Origin of the sequence: Streptomyces sp. NBC_01334 (assembly GCF_035983595.1) — a bacterium.
GTDB classification, from domain to species: domain Bacteria; phylum Actinomycetota; class Actinomycetes; order Streptomycetales; family Streptomycetaceae; genus Streptomyces; species Streptomyces coriariae.
The window spans coordinates 7,555,292-7,572,850 of record NZ_CP130718.1 but is presented as its reverse complement, the minus strand read 5'-3'; the positions used below and the strand labels follow the sequence as shown (position 1 = coordinate 7,572,850).

Annotated in this window: 13 protein-coding genes; 10 read left to right on the top strand and 3 right to left on the bottom strand. The window is 70.9% G+C overall.

Annotation, left to right across the window (positions count from 1 at the left end; genetic code table 11):
* Positions 1-34: 34 nt before the first annotated feature.
* The 10 genes from OG736_RS33890 to OG736_RS33845 all read left to right on the top strand — a co-directional run bounded on the left by OG736_RS33890 (position 35) and on the right by OG736_RS33845 (position 12,314).
* Complete coding sequence (locus OG736_RS33890; protein WP_327185764.1) at positions 35-1,228, top strand: sensor histidine kinase; 1,194 nt, start codon at positions 35-37, stop codon at positions 1,226-1,228.
* The gene (locus OG736_RS33885) at positions 1,225-1,908 is read left to right on the top strand and encodes a response regulator transcription factor (RefSeq protein WP_327185763.1); all 684 of its coding nucleotides are present in this window, start codon (positions 1,225-1,227) and stop codon (positions 1,906-1,908) included. The genes OG736_RS33890 and OG736_RS33885 overlap by 4 nt, the downstream gene beginning before the upstream one ends.
* A gap of 264 nt (positions 1,909-2,172) precedes the next feature.
* A complete protein-coding gene (locus tag OG736_RS33880) occupies positions 2,173-3,411 on the top strand; it encodes a cysteine desulfurase-like protein (RefSeq protein ID WP_327185762.1) in 1,239 nt (412 codons plus the stop codon).
* Positions 3,412-3,483: 72 nt separating this feature from the next.
* A complete protein-coding gene (locus OG736_RS33875) occupies positions 3,484-3,921 on the top strand; it encodes a Fur family transcriptional regulator (protein ID WP_310434328.1) in 438 nt (145 codons plus the stop codon).
* A 67-nt stretch (positions 3,922-3,988) separates the two neighbouring features.
* Positions 3,989-6,208, top strand: coding sequence for a catalase/peroxidase HPI (katG, locus tag OG736_RS33870; protein WP_327185761.1), 2,220 nt, complete (start codon positions 3,989-3,991; stop codon positions 6,206-6,208).
* Between the two features lie 353 nt (positions 6,209-6,561).
* The gene (locus OG736_RS33865; RefSeq protein ID WP_327185760.1) at positions 6,562-8,052 is read left to right on the top strand and encodes a family 43 glycosylhydrolase; all 1,491 of its coding nucleotides are present in this window, start codon (positions 6,562-6,564) and stop codon (positions 8,050-8,052) included.
* Positions 8,053-8,137: 85 nt separating this feature from the next.
* Complete coding sequence (locus tag OG736_RS33860) at positions 8,138-9,586, top strand: family 43 glycosylhydrolase (protein ID WP_327185759.1); 1,449 nt, start codon at positions 8,138-8,140, stop codon at positions 9,584-9,586.
* 97 nt (positions 9,587-9,683) lie between these two features.
* Positions 9,684-10,451 (top strand): polysaccharide deacetylase family protein, encoded by a 768-nt coding sequence (locus tag OG736_RS33855; protein WP_442817202.1) that lies wholly within the window; start codon positions 9,684-9,686, stop codon positions 10,449-10,451.
* 88 nt (positions 10,452-10,539) lie between these two features.
* A complete protein-coding gene (locus OG736_RS33850) occupies positions 10,540-10,980 on the top strand; it encodes an SRPBCC family protein (RefSeq protein ID WP_327185757.1) in 441 nt (146 codons plus the stop codon).
* A 38-nt stretch (positions 10,981-11,018) separates the two neighbouring features.
* The gene (locus OG736_RS33845; RefSeq protein ID WP_327185756.1) at positions 11,019-12,314 is read left to right on the top strand and encodes a lanthionine synthetase LanC family protein; all 1,296 of its coding nucleotides are present in this window, start codon (positions 11,019-11,021) and stop codon (positions 12,312-12,314) included.
* On the opposite strand, the gene OG736_RS33840 is transcribed toward OG736_RS33845, so the two are convergent.
* The 3 genes from OG736_RS33840 to OG736_RS33830 form a co-directional block, all read right to left on the bottom strand.
* Complete coding sequence (locus tag OG736_RS33840; RefSeq protein WP_327185755.1) at positions 12,266-13,462, bottom strand: XdhC family protein; 1,197 nt, start codon at positions 13,460-13,462, stop codon at positions 12,266-12,268. The two genes, OG736_RS33845 and OG736_RS33840, sit on opposite strands and share 49 nt — an antisense overlap.
* An 86-nt stretch (positions 13,463-13,548) precedes the next feature.
* A complete protein-coding gene (locus OG736_RS33835; RefSeq protein ID WP_327185754.1) occupies positions 13,549-15,006 on the bottom strand; it encodes an NCS2 family permease in 1,458 nt (485 codons plus the stop codon).
* 158 nt (positions 15,007-15,164) lie between these two features.
* Positions 15,165-17,558 (bottom strand): xanthine dehydrogenase family protein molybdopterin-binding subunit, encoded by a 2,394-nt coding sequence (locus OG736_RS33830; protein ID WP_327185753.1) that lies wholly within the window; start codon positions 17,556-17,558, stop codon positions 15,165-15,167.
* Position 17,559: the final 1 nt, after the last annotated feature.

The window sequence follows — 17,559 nt, the reverse complement described above, 5'->3', positions numbered from 1 at the left end:
TGAGTATGTCTGCCTTTGAACGTCTCGGAGCGTGATGAGCACAAGCTGGCAGCGCCGGGCAGCGACCCGCCCGAGGGCCGTCGAGGCGACGACGCTGGTCCTGTTGTCCGTCTTCACCGTCTCGGGTGTCGTCCTCACCCGGGCGGTGATGCCCGAGACGCCGGACCTGTGGCCCGGTGTCGCCCTGTCCGTCGTCGCCTGCGCCGCCCTGCACCGGCGCCTGGACCGCCCCCTTCCGGTCCTCGCCGTCACCCTGCTGTGCACGATGGGCCAGGGTGCCCTCGGCTACCTCCTGACACCGCTGGTGATGGGGCCGCTCCTGTGGGCGCAGTACTCGGCGAGCGTGCGGACCTCTCGCCGCGCCGCCCGGAACAGCGCGCTGACGGCGGCCGGTGGCATCGCCGTCACCGGTCTGTTCGTCCCCTCGTTCCACGACTCGCCGATGCTGTCCATCGTCAACCCGGCGGCCTGGGTGCTGATGTCCGCGGCTTTCGGCGCCTACGTCCGGGTCCGTCGCGAGTACGCGGTGGCCCGTGCCGAGCACGCCGACCGCCGACGCGAGGAGGAGGCACGGCACCGGGTGATCCAGGAACGGATGCGCATCGCGCGGGAGCTGCACGACGTGGTCGCCCACCATCTGACCCTGGCCGACGCCCAGGCCGGCACCGCCGCCCACCTCGCACGGGCCGACCCCGGCAAGGCCCTCGAGATCATCGGCAGGCTTCCGGAGACGACGGCCGCGGCGCTGCGCGAGCTCAAGGCGACCGTGGGACTGCTGCGCGAGGACACCGACCCCGCGACCGACCTGACGCCCGCACCGGGACTCGGGCAGCTGCCCGACCTGGTCGACGCCTGCTCGGCGGCCGGCCTGGAGGTGACCGTCACCGTCGAGGGCCCGTCGCGCCCGCTGCCCCCCGTCCTCGACCTGACGGCCTACCGGATCGTCCAGGAAGCGCTCACCAACGTCAGCAAGCACGCGGCGACCCGCACCGCGCGGGTCCGGGTCGCCCACACCCCGCACTACCTGACCCTGACCGTCACCAACGACACCGTCCCCGGCCGTCCCGCACCCGTGCCCGGTCCGGGGCGCGGCTTCGGGCTGCTCGGCATGCGCGAGCGCACCGCGGCGGCCGGCGGCACCTTCCACGCCGGTCACCGCCCGCGGGGCGGCTTCGAGGTCGCCTGCACCCTTCCGCTCGACCGTCCCGACGAAAGTCCCGCCTCATGACCATCCGTGTCCTGCTCGCCGACGACCAGGCCCTGCTCCGGGCCACCTTCCGCATCCTCATCGAGTCGGTCGCGGACATGACCGTCGTCGCGGAGGCCGCCGACGGGCAGGAAGCCGTCGACCGCACCGAGACGCACCGGCCCGATGTGGTGGTCATGGACATCCGGATGCCGAACGTCGACGGAGTGGCGGCCACCGCCGCGATCTGCGCCCGGCCGGAGCTGTCGGGGACCCGGATCCTCGTCCTCACCACCTTCGAGGACGACCGCAACGTCGCGAAGGCGCTGCGCGCGGGCGCGAGCGGCTTCCTCGGCAAGGGCGTCAGCCCCGAGGTCCTGCTGTCGGGCATCCGCACCGTGGCGGCCGGTGACTCCCTCCTCTCCCCGCTCGCCACCCGGGCCCTCATCACCCGGTTCCTGGCCGGCCCGGACACCGACGACGTCCCCGCGCTCCCCGACGTCCTCAAGGCCCTGACCGACCGCGAGCGCGAGGTGATGGCCCTGGCCGCGTACGGCAGGTCCAACGCGGAGATCGCCGCCGAGCTCTTCCTGAGCCCGCTGACGGTACGCAGTCACATCCATCGCGCCATGACCAAGCTCGACGCCCGCGACCGCGCCCAGCTCGTCGTCGTCGCGTACCGGAGCGGGCTGGTGAAACCGCCCCCGGGACAGCGCGACTGACCGCGGCACTCCGATGACCACGGCACCGCGGGGCGAGCGGCCCGAAGAGGAGGTCGTCGGTCCGCTCTCCCTCGCGGGCCAGGGCGTGGAGCGCGCCGGGTCGTGCGCGAGGTGCGCGGCCTCGGCCCGGGTCGGGGCCGGCCCCGCGATCACCACGGCCGCGCCGAAGTCTTCGCTCCCGTCCAGCCCCTCGCGACACGACGGACCGCGAGAGCCGGTCGTGGCTCCCTGGTGGGCCGCGGGCCCGGGTGCCAGAGTCGGGCCATGGCCATCGATGTCGCCGCCCTCCGGGCGCACTTCCCGTCCCTCGCACAGGGTCTCGCCTTCTTCGACGGACCGGGCGGGACCCAGACGCCCACCCCCGTCGCCGAGGCCGTCACCAGCACGATGACCGGTCCGCTGTCCAACCGGGGGCTGGTCAGCGCGTCCGAGCGCAACGCCGAACAGGCCGTCGCCGGCTTCCGGGCCGCCTACGCCGACCTGCTGGGCGTGCCGGAGACAGCCGTCGTGCACGGGCGCAGCGCCACCCACCTCACGTACGACTTCTCCCGGACGCTGGCCAAGGGCTGGCGGCCCGGCGACGAGATCGTCCTCAGCCGGCTCGACCACGACGCCAATGTGCGCCCCTGGATCCAGGCGGCGGAGCGCGCCGGGGTCACCGTCCGCTGGATCGAGATCGACGGCGCGACCACGGAACTCGACCTCGGCTCCTACGAGCGGGCGCTGTCGGCCCGGACCCGGCTGGTCGCGGTGACGGCGGCCTCGAACGTGCTGGGCACCAGGCCCCCGGTGCGCCGGATCGCGGACCGGGCGCACGAGGTGGGCGCCGTGGTGTTCGTGGACGGGGTGCACTACGCCGCACATCACCTGGTGGACGTGCCCGCACTGGGAGCCGACCTGTTCGTCTGCTCGCCGTACAAGTTCCTCGGTCCGCACTGCGGGGTGCTCGCCGGTTCGCCCGACGTCCTCGAAGCGCTCGTACCGGACAAGCTGCTGCCGTCGCCGGACACCGTGCCGGAGCGCTTCGAGTTCGGGACGCTGCCCTACGAGATCCTGGCCGGCGCCACCGCCGCCGTGGACTTCCTGGCCGCGCTCGACCCGATCGAGCCGGGGCGGCCGGGAGTGCCCGGGGACGCCCCGGGGACGGCGGGGTCGCGCAGGGAGCGGCTGGCGCGGTCGCTGCGGTCCCTGCACGAGCACGAGAACGTGGTGCGCGCCCGGGTGGAGGAGGGGCTGCGCGCGCTGGGCGACGCCGTCACCGTCCACTCGAGGGCGCAGGACCGCACCCCGACCGTTCTGATGAGTTTCGAGGGCCGGGACGCACGCGAGGCACAGGCGCATCTCGCCACACGGGGTGTCGTGGCCCCGGCGGGCTCGTTCTACGCCTACGAGGCCTTCACCGCGCTGAAGCTCGACGATCCCGCGCTGCGGGTGGGGCTCGCGCCCTACAACGACACCGAGGACGTAGACAGGCTCCTCGACGGGCTCGCCTCGTTTCTCTGACGTGTGCCGTTTCCCAGACTTGCACCGTTCGTTTTCTTGAATGGTTCGTGTTTATGAAGTAGGTTCGACGCCATGACAGCACCCCGTACACCGACCACCGCCGAGGAGCTGCGCGGTGTCGGCCTGCGGGTGACGGCCGCCCGTGTGGCCCTGCTCGAGACCGTCCGGGAGGGCGACCACCTCGGTGTCGAGGCGATCGCCACGGGGGTGCGCGGCCGCGTGGGCCACATCTCCCTCCAGGCCGTGTACGAGGCCCTGCACGCGCTGACCACGGCCGGGCTGGTGCGCCGCATCGAGCCCCCGGGCAGCCCCGCCCGGTTCGAGGGACGCGTGGGGGACAACCACCACCACCTCGTCTGCCGGTCCTGCGGCGCGGTCGTCGACGTCGACTGCGCCGTCGGGCACGCCCCCTGTCTGACCGCCTCGGACGACCGCGGCTTCGCCATAGACGAGGCCGAGGTCATCTACTGGGGCCTGTGCCCCGACTGTTCCACCGCCCCCAGCACCTGAGCGCCCGCGGGACCCGACGCCTGCGGTACCTGAGCATGTGATCCGACCAGCCCAGAAGGATTCCCCCATGACCGAGAACCATGATGCGATCGTGACCGACTCGAAGGCGGCGGAGGCAGGTGGCTGCCCGGTCGCGCACGGCGGTCGCGCCGCGCACCCCACCCAGGGCGGCGGCAACCGCCAGTGGTGGCCGGAGCGCCTCAACCTGAAGATCCTCGCCAAGGACCCCGTCGTGGCGAACCCGCTCGGCGCGGAGTTCGACTACGCCGCGGCGTTCGAGGCCCTCGACCTGGCGGCCGTGAAACAGGACATCGCCGAGGTGCTGACCACCTCGCAGGACTGGTGGCCCGCCGACTTCGGCAACTACGGCCCGCTGATGATCCGGATGGCCTGGCACAGCGCCGGCACCTACCGCATCAGTGACGGCCGTGGCGGCGGCGGTCGCGGTCAGCAGCGCTTCGCCCCGCTGAACAGCTGGCCGGACAACGCCAACCTCGACAAGGCCCGCCGTCTGCTGTGGCCGGTCAAGAAGAAGTACGGCCAGTCCATCTCCTGGGCCGACCTCATGATCCTCACGGGCAACGTCGCGCTGGAGACGATGGGCTTCGAGACCTTCGGCTTCGGCGGCGGCCGCGCGGACGTCTGGGAGGCCGACGAGGACGTGTACTGGGGCCCGGAGACCACCTGGCTCGACGACCAGCGCTACACCGGCGACCGTGAGCTGGAGAACCCGCTCGGCGCCGTCCAGATGGGCCTCATCTACGTCAACCCCGAGGGCCCGAACGGCAACCCGGACCCGCTGGCGTCGGCCCGCGACATCCGCGAGACGTTCCGCCGCATGGCGATGAACGACGAGGAGACCGTCGCCCTGATCGCCGGTGGTCACACCTTCGGCAAGACCCACGGCGCCGGTCCGGCGGACCACGTCGGCGACGACCCCGAGGCCGCCGCCCTCGCGCAGCAGGGCCTGGGCTGGAAGTCCTCCTACGGCACCGGCAAGGGCGGCGACGCCATCACCAGCGGTCTGGAGGTCACCTGGACCTCCAAGCCCACCCAGTGGAGCAACGACTTCTTCGACATCCTCTTCGGCTTCGAGTGGGAGCTGTCGGAGTCCCCGGCCGGCGCCAAGCAGTGGGTGGCCAAGGACGCCGAGGCGATCATCCCCGACGCGCACGACCCGTCGAAGAAGAAGCTCCCGACGATGCTCACCACCGACCTGGCGCTGCGCTTCGACCCGATCTACGGCGAGATCTCGCGCCGCTTCCACGAGAACCCGGCCGAGTTCGCGGACGCCTTCGCCCGCGCCTGGTACAAGCTGACCCACCGTGACCTGGGCCCGAAGTCCCTGTACCTCGGCCCGGAGGTCCCGGCGGAGACCCTGCTGTGGCAGGACCCGCTGCCGCAGGCCGAGGGCGAGGTCATCGGCGCCGAGGACATCGCGGCGCTCAAGGCCAAGGTCCTCGACTCGGGGCTGAGCGTCTCGCAGCTGGTGTCCACCGCGTGGGCGTCGGCCTCCACCCACCGGGGCAGCGACAAGCGCGGCGGTGCCAACGGCGCCCGCATCCGCCTCGAGCCGCAGCGCGGCTGGGAGGTCAACAACCCGGACGAGCTGGCCCAGGTGCTGCGCGTCCTGGAGGGCGTCCAGCAGGAGTTCAACTCCGGCGCGAAGAAGGTCTCCCTGGCCGACCTGATCGTCCTCGGTGGTGCCGCCGCCGTGGAGAAGGCCGCCAAGGACGCCGGTCACGCCGTGGAGGTCCCCTTCACCCCGGGCCGCGTGGACGCCTCGCAGGAGCAGACGGACGTCGAGTCGTTCGCCGCGCTCGAGCCGACCGCCGACGGGTTCCGCAACTACCTCGGCAAGGGCAACCGCCTGCCGGCCGAGTTCCTGCTGCTCGACAAGGCGAACCTGCTGACCCTGAGCGCCCCCGAACTGACCGTCCTGGTCGGCGGTCTGCGCGTGCTGGGCGCCAACCACGGCCAGTCCTCGCACGGCGTCTTCACCGACACGCCGGGCAAGCTGACCAACGACTTCTTCGTCAACCTGCTCGACCTGGGTACGACGTGGTCGTCGACGTCCTCGGACCAGACCACCTTCGAGGGCCGCGACGCCGCCACGGGCGAGGTCAAGTGGACCGGCACCCGCGCCGACCTCGTCTTCGGCTCGAACTCGGAGCTGCGCGCGCTCGCCGAGGTCTACGCGAGCGACGACGCGAAGGCGAAGTTCGTGAACGACTTCGTCGCCGCGTGGGTCAAGGTCTCGAACCTCGACCGGTTCGACCTGATCTGATCCCGGCCTCCCCGGAGGATCGGAAACAGCAGGACCAGCTGGGCCAGCACGACCAGCAGGAACAACAGGAACAACAGGAACAACAGGAACAACAGAACTGCGGCACAACGGCAGAAACACGGCCGGCACATCCAGGGCGTCCGGCCCGGTCCACAGCGACCGGGCCGGGCGCCCTGGCGCGTTGCGCCGCCGCCCGGCCGTGCGGTGACGGCTGTTGCCCGACGGGTTGCCGGTGCCGGTGAGGCTGTCGAAACCATTGACGAGGACATGCGGGCCCCCTATCTTCTGGCCGAAGTTACGAACCATGTTCGAAATCCCGGACAGGCAGTTTCACGGACAAGGGACGGTCCTGTATGCCTCGGAAGTACCGCCGCAGACCCCTGCTCGTCTGCGTCCTGGCCCTCCTCGTCGCCCTGGTGGCGGCGACCCAGCCGGTGGCCGCGGCCGACGGCCGCCCGTACACCAACCCGCTGAAGTCGGCCAAGGGCGCCGACCCCTGGCTGGAGTTCTACGACGGCAACTACTACCTGATCACCACGACGTTCACGGGCGTCCTCGGCATGCGCAAGGCGCCGACCCTGGCGGGCCTCGCCAGTGCGCCCACCGTGCAGGTGTGGTCGGACACCACCTCGACCCGCAACACCAACATCTGGGCGCCGGAGATCCACCGGTTCAACGGTCACTGGTACCTGTACTACTCGGCCGGCCAGGGCGGCACCGCCTGCTGCGACTCCCAGCGCACCCACGTCCTGGAGAGCGCCGGCACCGACCCGCTGGGCCCCTACACCTACAAGGGCTCCCTCACCGGCTCCAACCTCACACCGGGCGGCTGGCTGATCGACGCCAGTGTGCTCCAGGCCAACGGAAACCTGTATCTCGTCGGAAGCGGTTTCGTGAACGGCAGCGCGCAGAGCCTGGTCATCGCGCCGATGAGCAACCCGTACACGCTGTCCAGCAACACGTTCACGGTGATTTCCAGCCCCACCCTGGACTGGGAACGGGTGGGCGCGCCCGTCAACGAGGGCCCGGAACCGCTGTACCACAACGGCCGCACCTTCCTCAGCTACTCCGCCAGCTACTGCCAGACCGCCGACTACAAGCTCGGCCAACTGGAGTTGACGGGCAGTGACCCGCTGAACCCGGCGTCCTGGACCAAGAAACAGACGCCCGTCTTCCAGCGCAACGACACAGCCGGCGTCTACGGCCCGGGCCACAACGGCTTCTTCACCTCACCCGACGGCACCGAGAACTGGATCGTCTACCACGCCAACTCCTCCGCGAGCGGCGGCTGCGGAAACGGCCGGACCACCCGCGCCCAGAAGTTCACCTGGAACGCCGACGGCACCCCGAACTTCGGCACCCCCGTCGCCCTGGGCACGACGCTCCCCGGCCCGTCCGGCGAGACGGCGGTCACCCCGACCTCGTACACCCTCGTCAACCGCAACAGCGGCAAGTGCCTCGATGTCGAAGGCGGTTCCACGGCCAACGGCACGAACATCCTCCAGTGGACCTGCACCGGCGGGACCAACCAGAAGTGGCGGATCGAGGACCAGGGTGACGACACCAGCCGGCTGGTGAACGTGGCCACCGGTGGCGTGCTGGACACCGCCGACTGCTCCACCGCCGACGGCGCCGACCTGCGCCAGTGGTCATGGCTGAACAACAAGTGCCAGCGTTTCCGTCCCGTCTTCACCGCGACCGGCGACTACGTCCGGCTCGTGAACGAGAACAGCGGCAAGGTCGCCGACGTCGCCGACTGCGGGACCGCGAACGGCACCGACGTACGGCAGTGGACGTGGCTGAACAACACCTGCCAGCAGTGGCGCCTCGTGCCCACCAGCTGAGCCCGGCACCTTCTCGCCCTTCCTCCCCTTCCCCCTTCCTCCTCCCCGTCCTTCCCTCCCCACTCCCTCCGTCAGGAGAACTCCCTTGAGACGCAACGCCGTTCGGCTGATCCTGGCCGGCCTCGTCGCCCTCGCGGCCGTCCTCACCGGTGTGGGCGCCCCCGCCCAGGCCGCCGTGCCCGACTCCCCCGCGGTGACGTACACCAACCCGATCGCGGAGCAGCGCGCCGATCCGCACATCTTCAAGCACACCGACGGCTACTACTACTTCACCGCCACGGTCCCCGCGTACGACCGCATCGTGCTGCGCCGGGCGACGACCATCCAGGGCCTGTCGACGGCCCAGGAGGTCACCATCTGGACCAAGCACAGCAGCGGGGTCATGGGCGCCCACATCTGGGCGCCGGAGATCCACTTCATCGACGGCAAGTGGTACGTGTACTTCGCGGCCGGGTCCACCACCGACGTCTGGGCGATCCGGATGTACGTCCTCGAAGGCACCGGCACCAACCCGCTCACCGCGACCTGGGCCGAGAAGGGCCAGATCAAGACCACGTGGGAGAGCTTCTCGCTGGACTCCACCACGTTCGTGGTGAACGGCGTCCGCTATCTCGCCTGGGCGCAGCGCAACCCGTCCGAGGACAACAACACCAGTCTGTTCATCGCGAAGATGACCAACCCCTGGACGATCTCGGGGACTCCGACGGAGATCTCGCAGCCGACGCTCTCCTGGGAGACGATCGGCTACAAGGTCAACGAGGGTCCCGCGCTGATCCAGCACGGCGGCAAGGTCTTCATGACCTACTCGGCGAGCGCGACCGACGCCAACTACTGCCTGGGCATGCTGACCGCCTCCGCGACGGCCGACCTGACCGACCCCGCGTCCTGGACCAAGGGGACGCAGCCCGTCTTCACCTCGAACGCCTCGACCTCGCAGTACGGGCCGGGCCACAACTCGTTCACGGTCTCCGAGGACGGCAAGTCCGACATCCTCGTCTACCACGACCGCAGCTACAAGGACATCACCGGTGACCCGCTGAACGACCCCAACCGCCGTACCCGCGTGCAGAAGGTGTACTGGAAGGCGGACGGTACCCCCGACTTCGGCATCCCGGTGGCCGACGGGGTCACCCCCCAGCGCTTCTCCTCGTACAACTACGCGGACCGGTTCGTCCGGCACTGGGAGTACCGCGCCCGCATCGAGGCCGGGGTCAGCCCGCTCGCCGACTCGCAGTTCCGGGTGGTCACCGGTCTCGCGGGCACCGGCACGGTCTCCCTGGAGTCGGCCAACTTCCCGGGCTACTACCTGCGGCACAAGAACTTCGAGGTGTGGCTGGAGAAGAGCGACGGCACGTCGGCGTTCGCGTCCGACGCGAGCTTCTACCGGCGGGCCGGTCTCGCCGACTCCGCGGGGGTCTCGTACGAGTCGTACAACTACGCCGGGCGCTATGTCCGTCACTACAACTACGTGCTGTACGTGCAGACGCCGAGCACGGCCACGGACAAGGGAGACGCGACGTTCTACGCCCAATAGGGCCCTGCCCGGCCTGAGGAGCGCATGACGACCGAGACTATACATAGGGTGTATACGCTCTATGTATAGTCGCGACATGCCTTCTCTGACCAGGAAGATGAAGAAAACGGGGGCCAGGTTGCGGGCCGTTGCCATCTCGGCGGCGGCCATCTGCCTGGCGGTCACGCTGACCGCCTGCGGCGGCGCCGACATCACGCACCCGAGCACCGCCCGCGCCCGCCCCGCGGCCACCACCCAGGCCGCCCGCTTCGGCACCGTCGACTGTCGTGAGGCGAAGTGCATCGCCCTCACCTTCGACGCCGGCCCGAGCGAGAACTCGGCCCGCCTGCTCGACATCCTGAAGGAGAAACAGGTCCCGGCGACCTTCTTCCTGCTGGGCGAGCGGCACATCGAGAAGTACCCGGAGCTCGTCACCCGCATGGCCGCCGAGGGACACGAGGTGGCCAGCCACACCTGGGACCACAAGATCCTCACCAGGATCGCGCCGGGGGAGATACGCGAGGAACTCCAGCGCCCCAACGACGAGATAGAGCGCCTCACCGGCCGGCGCCCCACCCTGATGCGTCCGCCGCAGGGCCGCACCGACGAGACCGTGCACGAGATCTGCCGCGAACTGGGCCTCGCCGAGGTGCTGTGGACGGTGACCGCCAAGGACTACACGACGACCGACTCCGCACTGATCCAACGCCGGGTGCTCGCCCAGGCCGACCGGGACGGCATCATCCTGCTGCACGACATCTACGACGGGACCGTGCCGGCCGTACCGGGGATCATCGACGCGCTGAAAGGGCGCGGATACGTTTTCGTGACGGTTCCCCAACTGCTGGCGCCGGGGACGGCGGTGCCCGGGCACGTCTACCGCTGACCCGGCCGGCACACGCGAAGGTGAGTCCGAACCTGTGAGCCGGAGGGTAATCCGCCGTCGGACGGCTTCTGCTCCCTACGATCAGCGCGTGGTCTTCTTCCAGCTCGAACGCACGGTACCGCTCTCCCTGGACGACGCCTGGCGTCGCCTGACGCAGTGGTCCCGGCACGGTGACGTGGTACCGCTGACCCACGTCGCCGTGCTCACCCCCGCGCCGACCCGTGAGGGCACGGTTTTCGTGGCGCGTTCGGGTCTCGGCCCGTTCGCCTTCGCCGACCGGATGGAGGTGACCGTGTGGCAGCCGCCGTCCGAGGACGAGCCGGGCCGGTGCCGGCTGGAGAAACGCGGCCGGGTCGTCCTGGGCTGGGCCGAGATCGAGGTACTGCCGGGCCCCGGCGGGCGGACCCGGGTGCTCTGGCGGGAGGAGTTGCGCGTGCGCTTTCTCCCGTCCCTCTTCGACCCCCTTCTGCGGACCACGGCCCGCTCGGTGTTCGGGCGCGCGGTCAACCGGCTGCTCCGCGGCCGGTGACGGTGCGAGAGTCGCAAGGCCCGTGCCAGGCTGGGGGCATGACGGCAGCCGACGACATCGAGGAACTCGCGGTGGACGCCCTGCGCTGGCTGCGGGGCACCGCCCGTGACACCGGGGGCGGCGGGCTCGGCTGGCCGGTCGGACCCTCGGACGACACGATCGATCCGCAGCTCTACAAAGGCACGGCCGGGGTCGTACCCGTACTCCTGGAGGCCTGGCGGCACTTCGGCGACGACTCCTGGGCCGACACCGCCCTGCGCGCCGCCCGCAGCCTCGCGGACGCCGTCGACGACCACCCGGACCACTCCCTGTACTTCGGGCTGACCGGCATCGCCCTCATGCTGCGGACCGTCCACCGCGAACTCGGCGACGACACCGCCGGCGCCGCCGCCGACCGCGCCCTGGAGCGGGTGCGGTCGCACTTCGACGGAGTGCGCTGGGGCGTGCTGTTCGAACTGATGGGCGGCAACGCGGGCATCGGCCTCGGCGCACTGGCGGCCGGCGACGCCGACCTCGCCGTGCGGGCGCTGGAGCCGTACCTGGAAACCGCCGAGCCCACCCGAGAGGGCGGTGTCACCTGGGAGTTCAAGCTCGGGGCGCCGGCCCGGCTGCACCATGTCTCGCACGGCACGCTCGGGATCGCGTACGCCCTGGCCGCCGTCGGAACCGCCACCGGCCGTACGGACCTGGTGGAGCTCGGGCGGGCGGGCGTCGCGGACGTCGTCGCCCGAAACGAGGACGGTCCTGACGGATTCCTCGTGCCGCACTCCGACCCGCACCACCGGCCCGACGTGGTCGAGCGGTACAGCTACGGCTGGTGTCACGGACCGGCCGGCGACGCCCAGGTCTTCCGGCTGCTGCGGGACGTGCTCGGTGATCCCGCGTGGGCAGAGCTCGCCGACCGCTGCTGGCACACCGTGACCCGGTCCGGGCTGCCGCGCCCGCTGCGGCCCGGGTTCTGGGACAACAACGGCCGCTGCTGCGGAACGGCGGGGGTGCTGGCGCTGGCCTCGGACCGGATCGCCGAGCAGGGCGACTCCCCCGGCTTCGCCCGGACGCTCGTGGCGGACCTCGTCTCCCGCGCGACCCGGGACGCGGTCGGCGCGCGCTGGTCCAACCTCGCGCACCGGCCCGCCCCGGACCGCCTCGAACCGCAGACCGGCTGGGCGATGGGCAACGCGGGCATCGCGCGCGAACTGCTGCGCCACGTCCGGCTGAGCCGGGGCGGCGACCCGCGCTACGCGTTCACCTGGCCGGACCAGCCGGCCGTGCGCGGTGCGGCGGCTCAGGCCACCGAGCCGATCCGGCCCGTCGGCACCGAGGTCGCGTCGTGATGGATGGGCGTGTGCGCGCCGGTGAGTGAGACCCCGCTGCCACCGCGCCGGTCGGCCACGATCTCGGCGGCGATCGACAGCGCCGTCTCCTCGGGCGTACGGGCCCCCAGGTCGAGGCCGATGGGGGACCGCAGGCGGGCCAACTCCAGCTCGGTCACGCCCACTTCACGCAGCCGGATGTTGCGGTCGAGGTGGGTGCGGCGGGAGCCCATCGCGCCGACGTAGGCGACCGGGAGCCGCAACGCCAGCCGCAGCAGGGGGACGTCGAACTTGGCGTCGTGGGTGAGGACGCAGAGCACGGTCCGCGCGTCCACCTCCGTGCGCTCCAGGTACCGGTGCGGCCACTCGACGACGATCTCGTCGGCCTCCGGGAAGCGGGCCTCGGTCGCGAAGACGGGACGCGCGTCGCACACCGTCACGCGGTAGTTCAGGAACTTGCCGACCCGCACGAGTGCCGACGCGAAGTCGATCGCGCCGAACACGATCATCCGGGGCGGCGGGACGGACGACTCGACCAGGACCGTGAGCGGCGCCCCGCAGCGGGAGCCCTGCTCGCCGATCTCCAGGGTGCCGGTGCGCCCGGCGTCGAGAAAGGCGCCGGCCTCGGCCGCGACCGTACGGTCCAGCTCCGGATGGGCGCCGAAGCCGCCTTCGTAGAAACCGCCGTCGTAAGGGGCGCTGTTGCGGGAACCGTTTTCGTCAGCCTCACGGCGGCGGACGACCAGCGCTCGGCCGACGAGGTCCGCCGGGCCGGTCACGATCCGTGCCAGCGCCGTGGCCCCGCCGGAGGCCGCGGCCTCCAGACCGGCCGCGATCGCCGGCCGGACCCGGTCACCGACCCGTACCGGGGTGACGAGGATGTCGATGATCCCGCCACAGGTGAGCCCGACGGCGAAGGCGTCGTCGTCGCTGTAGCCGAAGCGTTCGAGGACGGACTCCCCGTCCTCCAGCGCTTGCCGGCACAGCTCGTACACCGCGCCCTCCACGCAGCCACCGGAGACCGAGCCGATCGCCGTTCCGTCGGCGTCCACCGCCAGGGCGGCGCCCGGCCGGCGGGGCGCGCTGCCGCCGACGGCCACCACGGTGGCCACGGCGAAGTCACGGCCCTGCTCGACCCACCGGTTCAGCTCCTCGGCGATGTCCAGCATCTCTCGGTCTCCTTGACTGCGGTTGCGTGGAGGACGGTGGTGCGAAGTGCGGTGGTGCGGGGGCGGGCGCCCGTCGGGCCGGAGTGCTAGTGCACGCCCAGCCAGCTCTCGATCGGGTTGAGGGCGAAGTAGACGAGGAAGATCGCCGTCAGGACCCACATGAAGGCGCCGATCTCCCGCGCCCTGCCCTGCGCCGCCTTGATGGCGACGTAGGAGATGACGCCCGCGGCGACACCGGTGGTGATGGTGTACGTGAACGGCATCAGGACGACGGTCAGGAACACCGGGATCGCGGTCGCCCGGTCGGCCCAGTCGACGTGGCGGGCGTTCATCAGCATCATCGCGCCGATGACGACCAGAGCGGCGGAGGCGACCTCCTGCGGGACGATCGCGGTGAGCGGGGTGAAGAACAGACAGGCCGCGAAGAAGGCGCCGGTGACGACCGAGGCGAGACCCGTACGGGCTCCCTCGCCCACGCCGGTCGCCGACTCGATGAACACGGTCTGGCCGGAGCCGCCCGCCACCCCGCCGATCGCTCCGCCGGCGCCGTCGATGAACAGCGCCTTGGACAGGCCCGGCATCCGGCCCTTGTCGTCGGCGAGCCCGGCCTCGGTGCCGACGCCGATGATGGTGGCCATCGCGTCGAAGAAGCCGGCGAGGACGAGCGTGAAGACGATCATGCCGACGGTCATCGCGCCGACCTCGCCCCAGCCGCCGAACTCCACGTCACCGAAGAGCGAGAAGTCGGGCATCGAGACCGCGCTGCCGTGCAGTTCGGGAGCGCCGGCCGCCCACTGCTTCGGGTCGACGACCCCGGTGGCGTTGAGGACCGCGGCGACGACCGTGCCGCCGACGATGCCGACGAGGATGGCGCCGGGGATGTTCCGGGCCTGGAGCATGAAGATCAGCAGCAGCGTGCCGGCGAACAGCAGGACGGGCCAGCCCGCGAGTTCGCCCGCCGGGCCGAGGGTGACCGGGGTCGCCTCGCCCTGGTGCACGAAGCCGGACTTGTAGAAACCGATGAGCGCGATGAACAGACCGATGCCCATGGTGATGCCGTGCTTGAGCGCGAGCGGGATCGCGTTCATGATCATCTCGCGCAGGCCGGTGACGACCAGCAGCATGATGACGACGCCGTACAGCACGCACATGCCCATCGCCTGCGGCCAGGTCATCTCCGGGGCGACCTGGGAGGACAGGACGCCCGAGACCGAGAGCCCGGCGGCGAGCGCGAGCGGCACCTTGCCGAAGAAGCCCATCAACAGCGTGGTGAAAGCCGCTGCGAAAGCGGTTGCGGTGATCAGCGCCTGCGGACCGAGGGTGTCCCCGGCCGCGTCCTTGCCGGACAGGATCAGGGGGTTGAGCAGGAGGATGTACGCCATCGCCATGAAGGTGGTGACGCCGCCACGCACTTCGCGGGCGACCGTGGATCCCCGCTCGGATATGTGGAAGTACCGATCGAGCCAGGACCGTCCGGCCGGGACGCGGGTGCCTTCGCCCGCGTCTTCGGCTGTGGTCCTCGGCTCCAGTGACTGCTGGGTCATGGGCCATCTCCCAAGGTTCAAAGGGACACCCGCGTGCGCCTTCGGCTGGTCGCGGGATTTGGGAATGGACGACCCGGGGGACGGCCCGAGACGAACAAGGGGAGGGTGGTCCGGGGGTGCGGCACCCCCGGACGACACCCTGATCGGACCCCGTGGGGTCACGTTCCGGTGAGGTGCTCCGGACGTACCGGCGTGCGGTTGAGCTCCAGCCCGGTCGCGTTCCGGATGGCCGCGAGGACCGCCGGGGTGGACGACAGGGTGGGTGCCTCGCCGACGCCACGGAGCCCGTAGGGGGCGTGGTCGTCGGCGAGTTCGAGCACATCGACCGGGATGGTCGGCGTGTCGAGAATCGTGGGGATCAGATAGTCCGTGAACGACGGGTTCCTGACCTTCGCCGTCTTGGGGTCGACGATGATCTCCTCCATGACCGCCACGCCCAGCCCCTGGGTCGTGCCGCCCTGGATCTGGCCGATCACGGACAGCGGGTTGAGCGCCTTGCCGACGTCCTGGACACAGGCCAGCTCGATGACCTTCACCAGACCGAGCTCGGTGTCGACCTCGACGACGGCGCGGTGCGCGGCGAAGGAGTACTGGACGTGTCCGTTGCCCTGCCCGGTACGCAGGTCGAACGGCTCGGTGGGCCGGTGCCGCCACTCCGCCTCGACCTCGACGCATCCGTCCTCGAGCACGTCGACCAGGTCGGCGAGGACCTCACCGCCGTCGGTGACGACCTTGCCGCCCTCCAGGAGCAGCTCGGCGGTGGCCCAGGCGGGGTGGTAGGAGCCGAACCTGCGGCGGCCGATCTCCAGGACCTTCTCCCGGACGAGCTCGCAGGAGTTCTTGACGGCGCCGCCGGTGACGTACGTCTGCCGGGAGGCCGAGGTCGAGCCGGCGCTGCCCACCTGCGTGTCCGCGGGCCGGATGGTCACCTGCGAGACACCCAGCTCGGTGCGGGCGATCTGCGCGTGGACGGTGACACCGCCCTGGCCGACCTCCGCCATGGCCGTGTGGACGGTCGCGACGGGCTCGCCGGCGATGACCTCCATACGGACCTTGGCGGTCGAGTAGTCGTCGAAACCCTCGGAGAAACCGACGTTCTTGATGCCGACCGCGTAACCGATTCCGCGTACGACGCCTTCGCCGTGCGTGGTGTTGGACAGACCGCCGGGCAGCTGCCGTACGTCCGCGCCCTCGCTGCTCTCCCACTGGCGCTCCGGGGGCAGCGGCATCGCCTTGACCCGGCGCAGGATCTCGGCGACCGGCGCCGGGGAGTCGACGGGCTGCCCGGTCGGCAGCAGGGTCCCCTGCTCCATCGCGTTGAGCCGGCGGAACTCCACCGGATCCATGCCCAGTTCGGCCGCGACCTTGTCCATCTGCGCCTCGTAGGCGAAGCACGCCTGAACCGCGCCGAAGCCGCGCATCGCGCCGCAGGGCGGGTTGTTGGTGTAGAGGGCGATGGCCTCGATCTCGACGTCGTCGACGACGTACGGACCGATGCCGAGCGAGGAGGCGTTTCCCACGACGGCCGGACTGGCCGAGGCGTACGCGCCGCCGTCGAGGACGATCCGGCACTTGACGTGGGTGAGCTTGCCGTCGCGGGTCGCGCCGTGCTCGTAGAAGAGCTTCGCCGGGTGGCGGTGGACGTGGCCGAAGAAGGACTCGAAACGGTTGTAAACGATTTTGACGGGTTTTCCGGTGCGCAGGGCCAGCAGACAGGCGTGGATCTGCATCGACAGGTCCTCGCGGCCGCCGAACGCGCCGCCGACGCCGGACAGCGTCATCCGCACCTTGCTCTCGGGCAGGCCGAGGACGGGCGCGATCTGGCGCAGGTCGGAGTGCAGCCACTGGGTGGCGATGTAGAGGTGGACGCCTCCATCCTCCTCGGGCACGGCGAGGCCGGACTCGGGACCGAGGAAGGCCTGGTCCTGCATGCCGAAGGTGTACTCGCCCCTGACGACGACATCGGCGCGCGCGGCGGCCGCGGCCGCGTCGCCCCGGATGATCGGCTGGCGGTGGACGATGTTCGGGTGCGGGACGTGACCGACGTGGTGGTCGTCGCGGCCCTCGTGGATCAGGATCGCGTCCGGCGCGGTCGCCGAGGCCTCGTCGGTGACGACGGGCAGCTCGCGGTACTCGACCTTGATCTTCGCGGCGGCGCGGCGGGCGGTCTCGGGGTGGTCCGCGGCGACGATCGCGACCGGCTCGCCGTGGTGGCGGACCTTGCCGTGGGCCAGGACCGGGGTGTCCTGGATCTCCAGGCCGTAGTTCTTCACGTCCGTCGGCAGATCGTCGTACGTCATCACGGCGTAGACACCGGGCAGGGCGAGGGCCTCGGACGTGTCGATGGAGACGATCTCCGCGTGGGCGACCGTGGAGCGCAGGATCTGGCCCCAGAGCATGTCCTCGTGCCACATGTCGGACGAGTACGCGAACTCGCCGGTGACCTTGAGGGTGCCGTCGGGGCGGAGCGTGGACTCGCCGATGCCGCCCTTGGTCCGGGAGGCCTGGGTGACCTTGGTGGGAGTGCCGAGGGGAGCGCCGTTGGAAGGCATC

Excerpts from the sequence above, each read along its gene's own strand:
- OG736_RS33845 (WP_327185756.1), top strand. The coding sequence starts at position 11,019 with ATGACGGCAGCCGACGACATCGAGGAACTCGCGGTGGACGCCCTGCGC.
- OG736_RS33830 (WP_327185753.1), bottom strand. The coding sequence starts at position 17,558 with ATGCCTTCCAACGGCGCTCCCCTCGGCACTCCCACCAAGGTCACCCAG.
- OG736_RS33880 (WP_327185762.1), top strand. The coding sequence starts at position 2,173 with ATGGCCATCGATGTCGCCGCCCTCCGGGCGCACTTCCCGTCCCTCGCA.
- OG736_RS33875 (WP_310434328.1), top strand. The coding sequence starts at position 3,484 with ATGACAGCACCCCGTACACCGACCACCGCCGAGGAGCTGCGCGGTGTC.
- OG736_RS33835 (WP_327185754.1), bottom strand. The coding sequence starts at position 15,006 with ATGACCCAGCAGTCACTGGAGCCGAGGACCACAGCCGAAGACGCGGGC.
- OG736_RS33855 (WP_442817202.1), top strand. The coding sequence starts at position 9,684 with ATGAAGAAAACGGGGGCCAGGTTGCGGGCCGTTGCCATCTCGGCGGCG.
- OG736_RS33840 (WP_327185755.1), bottom strand. The coding sequence starts at position 13,462 with ATGCTGGACATCGCCGAGGAGCTGAACCGGTGGGTCGAGCAGGGCCGT.
- OG736_RS33865 (WP_327185760.1), top strand. The coding sequence starts at position 6,562 with ATGCCTCGGAAGTACCGCCGCAGACCCCTGCTCGTCTGCGTCCTGGCC.
- OG736_RS33885 (WP_327185763.1), top strand. The coding sequence starts at position 1,225 with ATGACCATCCGTGTCCTGCTCGCCGACGACCAGGCCCTGCTCCGGGCC.
- OG736_RS33890 (WP_327185764.1), top strand. The coding sequence starts at position 35 with ATGAGCACAAGCTGGCAGCGCCGGGCAGCGACCCGCCCGAGGGCCGTC.
- katG (WP_327185761.1), top strand. The coding sequence starts at position 3,989 with ATGACCGAGAACCATGATGCGATCGTGACCGACTCGAAGGCGGCGGAG.